The sequence below is a fragment of the Bdellovibrio sp. SBM16 genome (assembly GCF_056175625.1).
The window spans coordinates 367,447-382,699 of the sequence record NZ_JBJKJG010000001.1 but is presented as its reverse complement, the minus strand read 5'-3'; the positions used below and the strand labels follow the sequence as shown (position 1 = coordinate 382,699).

General features: G+C 43.9%; 7 protein-coding genes. 4 read left to right on the top strand and 3 right to left on the bottom strand.

Going from position 1 to position 15,253, the window contains the following annotated elements; all coding sequences use genetic code 11:
* Window positions 1-28 precede the first annotated feature (28 nt).
* From AC04MM_RS01785 to AC04MM_RS01775, 3 genes are all read right to left on the bottom strand, one after another.
* On the bottom strand, window positions 29-5,740 hold the full coding sequence (locus AC04MM_RS01785) for a tail fiber domain-containing protein (protein ID WP_475378595.1): 5,712 nt from the start codon (window positions 5,738-5,740) through the stop codon (window positions 29-31).
* Window positions 5,741-5,766: 26 nt separating this feature from the next.
* Window positions 5,767-10,470: a tail fiber domain-containing protein gene (locus AC04MM_RS01780; RefSeq protein WP_475378594.1), complete on the bottom strand. Its 4,704-nt coding sequence runs from the start codon at window positions 10,468-10,470 to the stop codon at window positions 5,767-5,769.
* 304 nt (window positions 10,471-10,774) lie between these two features.
* Window positions 10,775-11,056 (bottom strand): Lcl domain-containing protein, encoded by a 282-nt coding sequence (locus AC04MM_RS01775; protein ID WP_475378593.1) that lies wholly within the window; start codon window positions 11,054-11,056, stop codon window positions 10,775-10,777.
* Window positions 11,057-11,590: 534 nt separating this feature from the next.
* Here AC04MM_RS01775 and AC04MM_RS01770 point away from each other — a divergent pair.
* From AC04MM_RS01770 to ychF, 4 genes are read left to right on the top strand one after another with little or no spacing between them, the layout of a single operon-like run.
* A complete protein-coding gene (locus tag AC04MM_RS01770; RefSeq protein WP_475378592.1) occupies window positions 11,591-12,394 on the top strand; it encodes a TIGR02147 family protein in 804 nt (267 codons plus the stop codon).
* Window positions 12,395-12,412: 18 nt separating this feature from the next.
* Window positions 12,413-13,495 carry a hypothetical protein gene (locus AC04MM_RS01765; protein WP_475378591.1) on the top strand — a complete coding sequence of 361 codons (1,083 nt, stop codon included), beginning with the start codon at window positions 12,413-12,415 and terminating at the stop codon, window positions 13,493-13,495.
* Between the two features lie 32 nt (window positions 13,496-13,527).
* Window positions 13,528-14,109, top strand: coding sequence for an aminoacyl-tRNA hydrolase (gene pth, locus AC04MM_RS01760; RefSeq protein WP_475378590.1), 582 nt, complete (start codon window positions 13,528-13,530; stop codon window positions 14,107-14,109).
* 19 nt (window positions 14,110-14,128) lie between these two features.
* The gene (gene ychF, locus AC04MM_RS01755) at window positions 14,129-15,229 is read left to right on the top strand and encodes a redox-regulated ATPase YchF (protein ID WP_475378589.1); all 1,101 of its coding nucleotides are present in this window, start codon (window positions 14,129-14,131) and stop codon (window positions 15,227-15,229) included.
* The last annotated feature ends 24 nt before the right edge of the window (window positions 15,230-15,253 follow it).

Sequence of the window (15,253 nt, the reverse complement as noted above, 5' to 3'; positions counted from 1 at the left end):
CAAACACCTTGCGAACAGTATCAGTAACTTATTTGGAGATAAGCTTTTCTAGTCTCTCTAGTCTTTGCTTCATTTCCGCATTTTCATTCTTGAGAGCTTCTATTTGCTGATCTTTATCTTGGTTGTCGGCCTTTAGAGATGCGATTTGGCGATCTTGTACGTCATTGCGACCTTTTTCATTGATCACAATTTGGTAAAGCTCTTTAAGCGAAGCAACTAACAACACAGGCAATTTAAAATAATGAACCCGGTAATACCCCTCGGCATCTTTTTCAACTAGCTCAGGCATTACTTTTTGCACCTGCTGCGCAATGAAACCGATCTCTTCTTGCTCACCCCAATGTTTTTTAGGAAATTCATCCGAACGCCAGTGATAACTGACCGGTTGAAGCTGCGTGATCTTATTCAGCATTTCTGCCAACGGTTGAATATTAGTTTTAAATCTTTCATCTGAAGAACAAGTACCGGCAATAGCTGTACCGCTTGAGTTTTTCACACAGCTTGCCACGCGTACTTCGCCGTTAACGTGCAGCTTGTCACTTGTACCTGTTCCGCCAATTCCAACGTTACCTGTAGATCTCGATATATAAAACGGCGTATCAACATAATTTCCGGCATCATTAAATCGGTAAATTGTAAAATTAGATCCTGATTCAGAACCAGTCTCAGCAGCAGAGTCAGCATTTAATGTCCATCTTCTCGATCCCGCAGTTTTAAAACCGAATCGACCAGTTCGACTGTCTGGACGATCGACATAAACCTCTGCATCAGTAGCACCAGTCGCCTCTACAAATATATTACTGGCTGTACCAGATGGCGCGGCCACATGCAGGCGGGCCTGCGGATTTACAGTTCCGATACCCACCGCCCCTGAAGAAGTAAATCGAGCAATTTCACCGAAAGTCGAATTCCAAACGCGGTAGCTGTTTGAATCAAAACGAAGTGTGGTTAAAGTGCTATCACCGATTTCCATCTGTTGTCCGCGAACACCAGCTTGAAGATTACCAATGGTGCTGTATCCTCTGATTGCACCAGAAACTTCTAATGCTGAATTAGGATTTACTATTCCGATGCCGACGTTACCACCAGTTAAAAAATTATCTGTGCCTAAATCTCTAGTATCATAGATAACCGTGCCGGCTGGCGCTGTTGCAGCAGAAAGCGCACCACTCTTGGCCCAGTCTGAACCATGTCTGACAACGGCTTTGATATGTGAATTAGCAAAATCTGTATCGAAAGCCCAGACTTCAAGATTTCCTGAACCTGTATCTATAAGCTGAATATAAACTGGTTCACTATCAAATGTACCGTATTTGTGCCAGCTGCCCGATATAGAACCAGTACGCTGCGAAAAGCGCCCGCGTACTTCACCAGTTCTTGAGGCCCCAAAGTCATATGGAAAAGTAAGCACAAATGAAATGCCCCCATCGACACCAGAGTTTTTTCTTAAGTAACCTAAAAAGTAGGCCGTATTTCCGCCACCAGAAACTATAGCCCAGCTGCGTTCAAGACCAGAAGGGTTAATTACGCCTGACGCATCTTTAATCTGTCCGTTAACTTCTAGCACTTCTGTTGGATTAGATGTTCCGATACCGACATAACCGTCACTAGTTACCTCAAATAAAGAATTTGCAGATGAATTTTCTACTCTAATGATATCTTCTGTTTGCCCTGCGGTGCTTTGAAAAATGGCCGCCTCATACCCCGCAGCTAAACTTTTTGCATAAAAACCGCGTGGAAATGAAGGCACACCATTGCCGATTTTCGCCAACCCACCATTCGATTCAAAGATATTAACGCCTTGAGTTTTCATGATAAAATCTGAAGCTGTCGATTCGATAACGGGTTGGTTAGAATCAATTCTTAAAGTTAAATTTGGTGTCGAATTGTTAGAAATTTTTATTCCCACATTTGAACTTGATAACGAACCAATTTCTAATGGAGTCGTCGGGTCAGTTTTGCCGATACCGACGTTACCGCCAGAATCAACTGTTAATCTTTCTGCAGAGCTAGTAAACAGCCCTAAGTTATTACCTCGTGGAGCACTTATAAAAACGCTGTACGGCGAAGACACAGATTGAACACTAGAAAATGAATAAAACGAGTCAGTACTAACTCCACCACTTGCTACTTGCAATTTAGTGCCTGGGCTTGCCGTCCCAATCCCGACGTTGCCGTTATGGGATTGAACTGTTACAAACTTTGTTGCGCCATCATCAGACCGCCTAGCGATATGAAACTTCCAACCAGTGCCATCACCAAATAATATTGAGCCTGCATCTGGCGTATTTGCTCCAGCGGCTAAGGTTACTGCGGGAATATTTCCACCAGAAGAGCTTACCGTGATACCATAGTCTTTACCACCAACACCATGAACATGCAACTTTGCCGAAGGTGCGGTCGTCCCCAAACCTAATCGTTTATTAAGATTATCCCAGAAAAAGTTAGCATTATCCTGACTAACAACACCGCTATTGCCGGCAAACAGCACGCTTCCGCTCGTCATGGCACTTAAACGTAATGATCCGTCGATCACACTTGCACCACTGACATTTAAATCCGCTGCGGTATTAATACTGCCAGCCACACCCAAACCACCTTTAACAACAAGTGCGCCCGTATTAGAGTTTGTCGACGCGGTCGTAGCTGAAACAACCACACTGCCGGTAGTATTGTTAGGTGATAAAGTAATATTACCAGATGTGTTCGCTATTGAACTTGTGTTATCAAAACCTCCAGGACTTGAATTTGTCGCAATCGCCCGGCGTGAGTTTGCACCGTCGGTAAAATATAATTGTGAACCATCGTATTCGATAGTTCCACTTTGCGGTGAGCTAAGAAGTGTTCCTGAAGATAGTTTTAACGGCGCATTTGATGAAGTGCCCGCAGCTAGGTGTAATCTTGCGGTTGGAGCTAATACCCCGAAACCAAAATTACCGTTAGCCAGTTCAACTTTTCTTAAGGTTAGTTGTGCGACGTTACTAATACCTGTTTCATCAGTGATATAACTAATACCCCAGCCTGATCCCCAGTCTTTGATCGCTCCGCCGTGTGTGGCCATCATGCGAGTCACTGCCACTTTTGGATAAGTCCAGATCGTGCTGGTATCACCCAGTAAAATCGTATTCGAAGTGCCATCATGCGCAAGGCGCACACTGGTAAATGGCGGCGTTCCGCGCACATCGACAGACGTATTAACCCACGAGCCCGCAATCCAGTTGTAACCACCGACCACGACTTCCCACGCGCCAGTGTTAGACGTGTAGTTGTATCCAGAAATCGTTACTGCCATCATCGTGTTATTCCACGAAAGCGGCATAGAAATTTTCAAAGTTCCTGATACCGGCTGATTACCGTTACTCGATTGAACAAGATTTTCATAAACACAAATTGCAGATGCCGAACAGTTTGCGGTCGCACCAGCGACATCAAGTTTAGCAGCTGGACTTGTTGTACCAATACCGACGTTGCCCGTAGATTTAATTGCCATTTTTACGCTTGATGCACCACTTACGTAAGTAGAAAACAAAAATGCTCCAGAGTTATCAGCTCCATCGCGAACTCCTGCTATATGCGCTATCGGATTTTCTACATTTGCACTGTCTTTAATAAGAAATCTATTTACAGGTCCAAAACCATCAATCATATCAGTTGAAGTTGATGACAAAATATCAAGCGTGCTAAAGGAACCTGTTGTTGCTGATATGGTTCTTTCTACCATTGGTACAACTGTTAAACTTGAGGCTACCGCATGAAGTGTTCGCGTTGGAGCAGATGTCCCAATACCCACATTGCCACCATTAGGCGCTAGAAAAATATTTCCTTTGTTTGCGTGCGTGGTTGAATCAAGTGTTAGTGTGCCGCCAGAGGCAACAGATCCTGCGATATAAGGCGAAATCAGTCCGCTGCTTGCTGTAACCGATACCCCGTTAATTGTCGCGGCCGAGTAAATATCACCTGCCACACCTAAACCACCTTTAACGATGAGTGAACCCGTATTCGAAGTTGTTGCCGCCGTTGTCGCCGAGACCACCACACTTCCGGTAGTTTCATTCGGCGACAACGTAATATTACCTGATGTGTTGGCAATTGAACTGGTATTTTCAAAACTGCCTGGGTTTGAAGTTGTCGCAAGTGCCCGGCGTGTGTTTGCAGCATCAGTAAAATAAAGCTGTGAACCGTCGTACTCGATAGTTCCACTTTGCGGTGAGCTCAAAAGTGTTCCTGAAGTAAGCTTTAACGGCGCATTTGATGAAGTGCCCGCCGCTAAGTGTAATCTTGCGGTGGGAGCACTTGTGCCGATACCGATATTACCTAACGAGGTCATTCGCAAACGTTCGTCCATTTGCCCGGTGCCGCCGTTATAAAAAGCAAATCTAATGTAGTGGCCAGAAGTGCTATTTGCGGCCTGCATACGCGCTATCGGCGAAGAGCTACGGTGAAACTCTAAAATACCACCAGCATCATTTGTGTTTGCGCCTTTAATTAAAACCACTGACGAAGCCGCTGGATTTTGAAAGGTGGCTACAGCTGTAGCATTGATATCACTTCTAGAAACATGCAGCGGCGATAACGGGCCCGTTGTACCAATCCCCACGTTACCGTTATTAAAAATAGCCCCAACTCGTTTGATTGGAAAAGGATTTGTTAAGTTTCCAAACCATAGCGGTGCAGTTAAGGTTAATGAAGTATCACTTTCAATTGAAGCAATCTGTGCCGTAGCTGGCCCCGCATCAATAGCCAAGTAATCGCCCGGATTAAAAGCCGATAAAAAATTAGTTCCCGATCCCGTGACGGTCACACCGACGGTCGTGATTGTACCTGTTGCCGCGGTTTTAGAAATATGAAAATCAGTTAAAGGAGTACTCGTCCCAATCCCGACATGACCATCGCTATAGCTAATTCCCGAAGCCACGTTAGTCCACTGCGAACTGGTGATTGCGGCAAAAGAGGCCGCTACCGTTGAACTTAAGGACGTGACTGAACTTTCTAATGTGGTTAAGGTCGAAGAAACTGAAAAAACATTGGCTGTTAATGCTGTGACACTAGCACCGTCAGCTGGGGTGTACCCTAAAGCCGTAACCACAGTGCTTGATGTGACACTGCCTGCACTACCCACTTGAATACAGCTAAAACTTACGCCATTAAATTTAATCGCTTCGTCATTAGCACAATTAAGTCCGGCCAGCGTTGCATATTCGACAAAGCTTGTATCGGCTTTACCATTTAACAACAAAGTGTTGTCTGATTTACCCGCATACATCGCGTACGGTACCGCATTAATTGCCATTGCCGGCAAAGTCTGCCAACCTGAACCATCATTAAACTGCATCACGATTTTACGATTATCCGTGGGCACCGGGTTATAGGCCCCTGGCGTTTGGCAATTAAATGATGGCGTTGCATTATCAAAAACGTTGGCAAAGGTCACGGGCCCGCTTACTGGAAACGCTTTTGCACCCATACCTAAAGTTAAAGAAATCAAACCGGCGCTACCAACCATGTTAACAGCAGCATAATCTTCGATATAAAGCACACAAGAAGCTGAAGGGTCTAACACCGTAAATCTAAAATTAACAATTGGATTTTCAAGTGGTAACCCATCGGGTTTATAAATTTTTGCTTGGTAAGTCGTGCGCCCGCTCACCGCCTGAGCATAAGAAGAAAATACAAACGCAGCTAAACTGCCAGCATAACAGAGCTTACGTAAAAATTTTATTAACTGCGTTTTAACGTTCATACCTATCCCAAATACATGCAACTGATCTACTCAGAGCTTAACTTTCGCTCGATGCGTTCAAGCCGCAATCTAAGCTCTTTAATTTCTTCGTCTTTATTTTTATTTTCTTCTTCTAATTGAGCCGTTTTAGCCTGAAGTAATTCGATTTCTTCTTCATGGCCGATAAATTTATTATACAATTCTTTAAGAGCTTCGATCACCGGCGCCACTAACACAGCGTAATCAACTTTTTTATAACCGGTGTCTTTATCGTTAATTACAGCCGTCGGAAATACTTTTTCTACGTCCTGCGCAATCACCCCGATATCATGGCGGCCAAAGCTTGATGATTTAATGTTCCAGTCAAATTCTACACCTTTAAGCGATAAAACTTTATCTAAGGCATATGGAATCGGTTTGATGTTTTCTTTAAGTCTTACATCAGATGAACAGTTGGTACCGCCCGCACCATTACCTAACGTACAATCGGTTGAACCTTGTACGCGCAAGTTACCCACGACGTGAAGCTTTTCGGTTGGTGTTGTTGTGCCGATACCGACGTTACCACCAACTCTCATCAAGCTCAAAGATGATGTCGAGGGTAAATAATATAGAAGGCTTTTTAGCGATGTTGCAGCTGATACGCTGTTACTGTACCCTAGCTCTAAATAACTTCCATTTGTACCGAACATCCAAGCGTGACCATTTCCTGCATGACCACCGATCCCAGAGCCAATTTGCCATCCATAACCATCACTCATCGATCCGACCAGAGTTGTATTAGGATTACTATTTATATCTGTATTCGATCCAGCAGCTAATATATTTCCGGCGACTTGCAATTTTACTTGTGGACTGTTTGTTCCGATTCCGACGTTGCCGCCATTAAGTGAAATTCCTCCACCAGACGAATTTGATATAACTAAATTGTTTGAGCCACCGTACTGAAAATTTGCGAAATTGATAGGTGTCCCATTGGCATCAGCTTGCAAAGAAATGTAATTATTAGAATTTGCAGTGCTGTCATTTTTAATTTGCAACATTGTACCACCGGCATAGCCATCACCTTCACCAGAAATTTTTGCCAGACTACCGCTTCCAGATTTGACCTCTAAAATGGCTGTCGGAGCTGCAGTGCCAACACCTAGGCTACCCATTAAATAAGAAGCTCCTGTCGCATCTACTTTCAAATTACCTGTCGCGTCCACCCCAAATACTCTTGTGCCTGAAACTGCAATACCTAACGGCCAATGAGTGTTACCACTAGGTAGAGCCACACCAATTTCAAAATTATTACTCGCTAAATCAGACGTATTACCAATTAATAGATTGTGATTACCAGATCCAGCATAAGGCAAATTTAATTTAGACTGCGGACTTGTTGTGCCAACACCGACGTTACCTGACTTATCAATAACCATTCTTGAAGTAAGCCCCTGAGTTGACGCACCCGAGGTATAAAAATGCAATTCTCCGTCGATCCAGGAATCACCGTTACCGGTACCTAATGGCGAACGTGAACCGATCGCTGCAGTGGCTGTTTTAAACGGCGAAGCGCCGCTTTCAGCTTTTGCAAAGACCATCATAGGTGTCCATCCGCCTGCGGTGGTGTCGTCATTATAAAGAGTTAAGCCCGGCATCAGAGGATCTGTCGTTGCACTGCTGGTCTTTGAATACGTAATACCAAGATCATTCGTGTTTGAACCACCTGGTCTTGCTTGTTGTAAATATAAGTTTGAACCGCCATGAGTTGTGCGCCAGTCAGAACCTACAAACAACTTTCCGATTGGGCTAGTTGTTCCAACGCCGACGTTACCATTTTGCTGAATAGTCATGGCCTGTACGCCATTCGGATGAAGTGAAATATTCGTCGCTGCAGTCACAATCTGACCGTCAATGGGGTTACTGCCAGCATAGCTTCCGCCGATGTGAATACCACCGACTTTTAATGCTGCACTGTTGCCACCATCTTCAACAAGACTAAGCCCGACAGAGCCTGTGGGAATATTAAGAGTGCTTGATGCTGTTCGTATTGTTCCAGCCACATCTAGCTTTACCACCGGAGAGCTTGTTCCGACCCCGACGTTACCGCCACCTGTTAACTGCAACGCTAAAACTTGATTGTCGGCATTACCGCCACCGTGAACAAAAAAGCGTAACCCGTTGCCGGATGCAGCCCCTTGACTGATTGTCGATTGAATACTGTGATGCACATCGGGATCAGCGTGCCAACCGATTTTAAGCGCTTTTCCGTAATTGCCGTCATAAAAAACAGGTGATAAAAACATATCACCTTGCACATGAAGATTTGCACTTGGATTTGTTGTGCCCACACCGACGTTACCGCTTGGCACAACAGAAAGAGCTGCCGATCCTGACACATTTAAACGCACACCAAGACTATTAGAGAACGATAAATAATTATTACCACCATTCGAAGTAAACACAGTTGATGATGCCACGTTATCGATATCACCCAAATACAATACATTCGCGTTGTTCATACCAAGAACACGGCCTGCATTGCCTGAATTATTTTTACTGTAAATATACTTGGCGTTAGACACAGTAATTGAATCTTCTAAACTCAAGGGCCCTGCGATATTAACTGCACCCGCAACACCTAATCCACCTTTAACAATCAATGCACCGGTTTCAGATGAAGTTGATGCGGTGGTGGCTGACACAATCACACTGCCTGTTGTGTTATTCGGTGACAATGTAATGTTACCCGACGCATTTGCAATTGCATTGGTATTATCAAAACTGCCCGGGCTGGAATTTGTCGCAATCGCCCGGCGAGAGTTTGCACCATCGGTAAAGTAAAGTTGTGATCCGTCGTACTCGATAGTTCCACTTTGCGGAGAACTTAGCAAAGTTCCTGAAGTAAACTTTAACGGCGCTGTCGTTGTGGTACCCGAAGTTAAATGCAGCTTCGCTGTCGGTGCAGCAAGACCAATACCGACATCACCTTTTGAAGTGATGCGCATACGCTCAATGATACCTTCGGTCCAACGGTTGGTTTTAAAAACCAGTGAATGATTGTACTCATCAGTGCCATTTGACGGTGCAAATTCTTTAAATGTACCAATCGATCCCGTACCCATTGTGTTACCGCCGGTATGATAAGTCGCTGCGAACACCAACGAACCACCGACGCCGATTGCAGAAGGTGTTGTCATATCGGCAACCACCATCGTGCCTGATGTATTAGAGACTGTGAAGTTAGTTAAACTATTTGATCCCACCACATGCAGCTTGGTTGTGGGATTGGTTGTGCCCATGCCGATATTACCTGCATTACTGATCGTCATTTGGGTTGTATTGCTGGTACCAAAGCGTATCGGCTGCGATTGATAAGTACCGATATGCAGTGGCCCTGTAATATCGCTTAAAATAGTATTTGCATCTAAATACATCGAATGACCGGCACCTGATTCTTGAATTCTGACAACAGCGTTGTTTAAATCTGTTGGGGCAAACGGAAAACCCGCTCCCATAGTTGTCGATTTGTTAGGATGTAAAAGATGTGTTGGATTTGTCGTACCGATCCCGACCGAGCCAGATGCACTGATACGCATTCTTTCAGCACTTGACGTGAAAAAATTCATTGGCACGCCGGATGTCTGACTGTAAATCGAGTACTCTGAAGCTGTCGACTGGATAAAAGCTGTTCGAACGCCACCTAAATACCAACCATACCAGGCAAAATTTGCGGCGTTGATAGTTGCAACCGTACTGTTGGTTGTGCCATCACCGATCGCTATACTTCTAGAAAGGCTTACCCCACCTGATACTGTCAGTGCATCTGTTGGCTCACTTGTACCGATCCCGACATTACCGCCAAGGTAACTGATCCCCGAAGCCACGTTAGTCCACTGCGAACTGGTAATCGCCGCAAACGATGCCGCCACGGTGTTAGTTAAACTTGAGACCGTAGTATTAAGACTTGCCACCGTACTAGAAACTGAAAACACTGTCGATGAGACTGATGATAACACCGCATCTGTTGAACTTAGCGATGTTGTCAGCGCGGTCACACTGGCTCCTGCGGCTGGTGTAAAGCCTAAGGCTGTACTGATATCACTACTTGTGATTGCACCTGCACTGCCAACAGCCACACAAGAAAAACTTGCGCCGTTATATCGTAGTGCTTCACTCGCTCCGCACGTTGCAAGCGTTGAAGTTTTGACAAAATCACTATCAGTAAAACCGTTTAACTTTTGCGCCTGACCGGCATACATCGCATAAGGTACCGCATTGATCGCCATCGCCGGCAACGTTTGCCAACCACTGCCATCATTAAACTGCATGACTATTTTACGAATATCATCAGCTTGCGGCGAGTAATCAGTCACAGGGCTACTCACGTCACAGCCTAAGTTTGGTGTCGCATTAGAAAATACATCTTTAAAAGATGTCGCACTTACGGGGTATGTTTTTATCCCGCTTCCCAGTGAAAAAGAAATCACGCCGGCAGTATTTAGCATATTTACGGCTGAGTAAGTTTCAGTATATAAAACACAACTGCCCGCAGGGTCTAAAATCGTAAATTTAAAATTAACATTTGATGATTCTAAGGGATAACCATTGGGTTTGATAATTTTTGCTTGATATGTTGTTATCGCTGGTGAAGCAAATGCGGTACAAATAAATAATAACGTAAAGGCTAACCCTTTAAGAAAAATATTTCTTAAAGAAAAAATGAACGCCACAAAACGTACTACCAAAAGTTCCACATACAAGAACATGTATAATCTATCGGCAGAAATCCGTTCACACTAGAGAACGTATGTCTCAAAATGATTCACTATTCTCAAAAAAACTCTCATGCCGAACACGAATGCAAATAAAATTGAAGGCATGTTCGCTGCCGCAGATTTTAGTAAACTTAACTATAGCCATTTTTAATTTGCACCGATGAATTAGATACATTCATATAGCATTCCGCCGCTAACTTCACGCTAAGGCTGGCTCCTCTGGGGTCAGCCTTTTTTATTAAAGCGATTGTAGCTGCCCCAGAGATCTCAAAGCCATAACTGTTACGATTTTATATTAATTATATCTTCGCATACAACGAATATACAGAGCAGATGTTTTTGCAATACTATTAAGAACTCCATCGCTGAACTGCATGCCTTGCATACTTGTATTCGATGTTTCTGTTGAAGATGAGTAAAAGTTTCCTGCAGTTGTATTCAGTCCAGGAATACTAGCTCTATTGGTGTATAAAAGATCCAGCTCTTGCCGGCTAGGTAGAAACCAGTCTGTATAGCCACCGTAAATTAATCTATCGCAGTATCGTGCGGCAGCATGAAGACCACCTTGGGTGGTCAATGATATCGTTATAATGATGTCTGTATTTTCACTTCCATATTTATCATCTGTTCGCAGTGTTGTGTTAAAGTTAGTTAATAACGTAATATCAAAGAAGTTGTTGCTTCCGTCGTTCCAGGTCTTTCTAAGTGTATCTGTCCCACCAGGGAACTTCTTAGGCGAATCAAGGCCGCAACACTACGTACTGCAAGTGGTCCCACATACGAGATCATGTTGAACACTTCGGGGGAAAAGTGTTCGCTCAATAGCCGAAATCGAGAAAAACAGGCTTTTGTTCGCTCCAAAAAACTAGAGCGAACGCTCTTTGCCACTAGGTTGTTTTAAACAGTCTTATGGTTTTTTTACCGCCTGTTTCAAAGCGGGATTTTAATGCCACGATTTACGACTTTAAATTTTACCCTATTCAGCTTGATCATTTTAGGCTGAAGTGCTGTACTGGTTGTGACCCATACAGGATAAAACGAATGTTCGCTAAAAAAATTACTAGCAAACAGTACTACTCACCAAGACCCCATATTTAATAAGCTGGTAAAAATGACGTACACTTCCCATAGTGGAAAAGAATTTATCAAAATCTTGCTCAGCAAGCTGGACGAGCGCAAAAGTAAAAACCGACGCGTTTCTCTGCGATCTTTTGCCAAAGAGCTGAAAATCAGTGTTTCAACCCTAAGCGAAGTTCTAAACGGACATAAAAACTTTTCACCGGCCACGGCAGAAATGATCGCTGATATTCTTGAGCTACCTCCTCTTGAAAAAGAGATCTTCCGCATCAGTGTTGCCGCCGCCAAACCAGGATCACAGCGTAAAGCTGCAGAATTACGCCTGCAAAAACTGTTAAAAAAGCGCAAGTCCTACCCTATTGATCACCATGAAATTTCTAAGATAAACCACTGGCGCTATTTCGCCATTGTAGAGCTTGTCGCCTTAGGGGCCGACACCACAGCGCAAATTGCCACGCGCTTGGGTTTAGATACTGGCGTTGTACAAAATTACCTTGAAACTTTAATTCAGATAGGTTGGATCACCCCTAATCAGGGGAGATACAAATGTCAGTTTGATTCTTCAAGCACCAGTGATGATATTTCAAGCATCGCCATCCAGCAGTACCATAAATCAGCACTTGATCAAGCCAAAGACGCTTTGGACAAGCTGACTTTAGATTCTCGAGAATTTCAAAGCATCGTATTAACGTGCGATCCCGACCGCATGGCCGAAGCCAAAACCAAAATTCGCAAATTTGTTGATGAATTTTGCGAAGAATTCGGCTCCAATAGCAGTAACCCCAATGATGAAGTCTATCATTTGGGATTGCAGTATTTTAAGCTGACAAAAAAATAGCTCTTATCGAGGCCTATCATGAAGTTTTTTTTACCTGTCGTTGCATGTTTTATTGCTTTAACAAGCTATGCCGGCCCTCATCGCGTCGGTAATGGCGGCAATGGCGTTATTAATACCACCGCCAACCGCATTGACCTACTCGATCTGGTTGAAGCCAATCTGCAAGATGCGGTTTTCTTTAATAGCGAAACTCACAATATCTATGCTGCTGAAATTAAAAGTTACTTAGACGATAAAATTTTTCCGACTGAACTGATCTCAAGAAAATTATCAGAAATCGCGGCTCTTGACCGCATCACAGCTGAATCTCTTATTTTAACTTTAAAACTTTTAGACTGGCAGTTTGTCGATTACGAATTACAAAAGACTGACGATATCAACACCTCATTAAATATCGACCCGCAATTGATCGTTCAGCTGGCCAACAGAAGGTACGCCCAGGTTTTGGTTAACCGTAATCTCTGGGCCCAACTTAACAAGGCTCACCAAGCGGCCCTGGTGATTCATGAATTGATTTACTGCTTATCCCATAAAAAGGGAGAAACTGATTCAGCCACCAATATTAAAACACGCGGCATAATGAGTTATATTTTTTCTGAAAAACTTAAAAGCATGACGCAGAATTCTTTTGACAGTCTAATGTCCGACTCACTTCCGAATATCAACCATATCAAAAAAATCTACCCTAACTTTAAAAGAAACAATCAAAATCTGGTTGTTAAAAAAAGCGAGAGCTTTTCAAGCCTGGCGTTTAATCCTGAAATCTATGAAGGTCAGGGAAAACTGGCCAAGCCATCCTATTATAATTACATTTCAAACATTGAAGAACTGGATCTTAAAAGCCACCTGGCCCGCCTGTGTACTTATCAATTCAAGACGATGTGGCTCAGCAACTCTTACTATAAAGTTGATGTGGCGTTTGACCAGTCTGTCATTGGCTATGTTGAGTGGAAAATCAGCTTTGAAAAGTCTGCAGAAGCCATGCATCACAAACGAGATCTCTGTTATGACGACTACGGATACGTAGTTTTTGCCAAGCAAACCCAGGAATTTTTTGCTCCTTTCTGGGCAGCTTCTGCGCTTATCGACAAAAATTATTAGCCTGAATTTATAAACGCCTCTACACTATGGCCATGTACTTAATCGTTGGCCTTGGTAACCCGGGGCAAAAATATGCAATGACCCGACATAATATTGGCTTCGCAGTCGCTGATTACTGGCTAAAATCCTTAGGCGGCGCCGACTGGCGCGATGAGCACAAAGCGCTCACAAAAAAATTCAAGATCGATGGCCAAGAGGTCATCTTGGCCAAGCCGCAAACCTATATGAATTTATCCGGCGAATCGGTTCAGGCTATCATGAACTTTTACAAAATCGACCGCGCCCACCTGTTAGTTGTGCACGATGAGGTCGACTTTCCATTTGGCACAATAAAAATGCAATTTAACCGCAGCGCCGGCGGCCAAAATGGCGTTAAAAGCATTACACAGCTTTTAGGTTCACAGGAGTACGCCCGCCTCCGTTTAGGCGTAGGGCGCCCAACTCACCCCGATTTCGCTTTAGCTGACTACGTTTTAGGAAACTTCTCAAAAGAAGAGCAAATAAACCTGGATAAAGTCTTAGAAACCGCCTGTGATGCCATCGAATGCTTTATTCTCGAAGGTCTAAATAAAGCCTCAACAAAGTTCAACGGACCTGTTAAATTAGGCCCTTAAAATTCTTTAGGGAGACACTATGGCTTTACAAGTCGGTATCGTAGGCTTACCAAACGTCGGTAAATCAACATTATTCAACGCATTAACTTCGGCCAAAGCTGAGGCTGCTAACTACCCGTTTTGTACAATCGATCCTAACGTAGGTATCGTCACCGTACCGGATCCACGACTTGATCAAATTACGGCCTTTGTAAAACCACAACGTGTGATTCCGACAACCATGGAATTCGTAGACATCGCCGGCATCGTTAAAGGCGCTTCGCAAGGTGAAGGCTTAGGCAACCAGTTCTTAGGTCACATCAAACAAACTGATGCGATCGTGCATGTGGTTCGCTGTTTTGATGACCCCAATGTTATTCACGTCTCTGGTTCAGTTGATCCGTTACGTGATGTCGATGTGATTAACACTGAATTAATGTTAGCTGACTTTGATACCGCCGATAAAAAATTAAAGCGTATCGAAAAAATGGCGAAGTCATCTGCTGATCCAAAAGTAAAAATGGAATTAGATGTCACACAAAGAATTCACGCAGCTTTGGCGCAAGGAAAACCTGCGCGCTCAGTGGTGTTAAATGACCTTGAAGCTCCTTATGGACGCGATATGCATTTATTAACTTCTAAACCGGTTCTTTACGCGTGCAACGTCTCTGATACCGATTTCGCTGCCGGTGGCAATGAATGGGTTCGCGCCGTTGAAAAACGTGCCGCTGAAGAAAACAATAAAACAATTATGATCTGCTCGGCGATGGAAGCTGAAATTTCTCAGCTGCCACCTGAAGAGCGCAAAGATTTCTTAGACTCATTAGGCGCAACTGAGCCAGGCTTAAACCGCCTAATCCGCGAAGCTTATGCGCTACTAGGCTTAGCCACATACTTCACCGCTGGTGAACAAGAAGTGCGTGCCTGGACAATCAAAAAAGGTTTCAAAGCCCCACAGGCCGCAGGTGTGATCCACACTGATTTCGAAAAAGGTTTTATCAGAGCTGAGGCCTACCACTGTGAAGATTTATTTGCCTTAAAATCTGAAGCCGCGGTCAAAGAGGCCGGCAAATACCGCTCTGAAGGTAAAGAATACCTGGTCAAAGACGGCGATATTCTATTCTTCAAATTCAACGTTTAATTGGTGCCAGGTCCTAAATAAATA

What these genes read in the sequence shown, in the direction of transcription:
- AC04MM_RS01770 (WP_475378592.1), top strand. Translation starts at nt 11,591, where the DNA reads ATGACGTACACTTCCCATAGTGGAAAAGAATTTATCAAAATCTTGCTC.
- ychF (WP_475378589.1), top strand. Translation starts at nt 14,129, where the DNA reads ATGGCTTTACAAGTCGGTATCGTAGGCTTACCAAACGTCGGTAAATCA.
- AC04MM_RS01785 (WP_475378595.1), bottom strand. Translation starts at nt 5,740, where the DNA reads ATGAACGTTAAAACGCAGTTAATAAAATTTTTACGTAAGCTCTGTTAT.
- AC04MM_RS01765 (WP_475378591.1), top strand. Translation starts at nt 12,413, where the DNA reads ATGAAGTTTTTTTTACCTGTCGTTGCATGTTTTATTGCTTTAACAAGC.
- AC04MM_RS01780 (WP_475378594.1), bottom strand. Translation starts at nt 10,470, where the DNA reads ATGTTCTTGTATGTGGAACTTTTGGTAGTACGTTTTGTGGCGTTCATT.
- pth (WP_475378590.1), top strand. Translation starts at nt 13,528, where the DNA reads ATGTACTTAATCGTTGGCCTTGGTAACCCGGGGCAAAAATATGCAATG.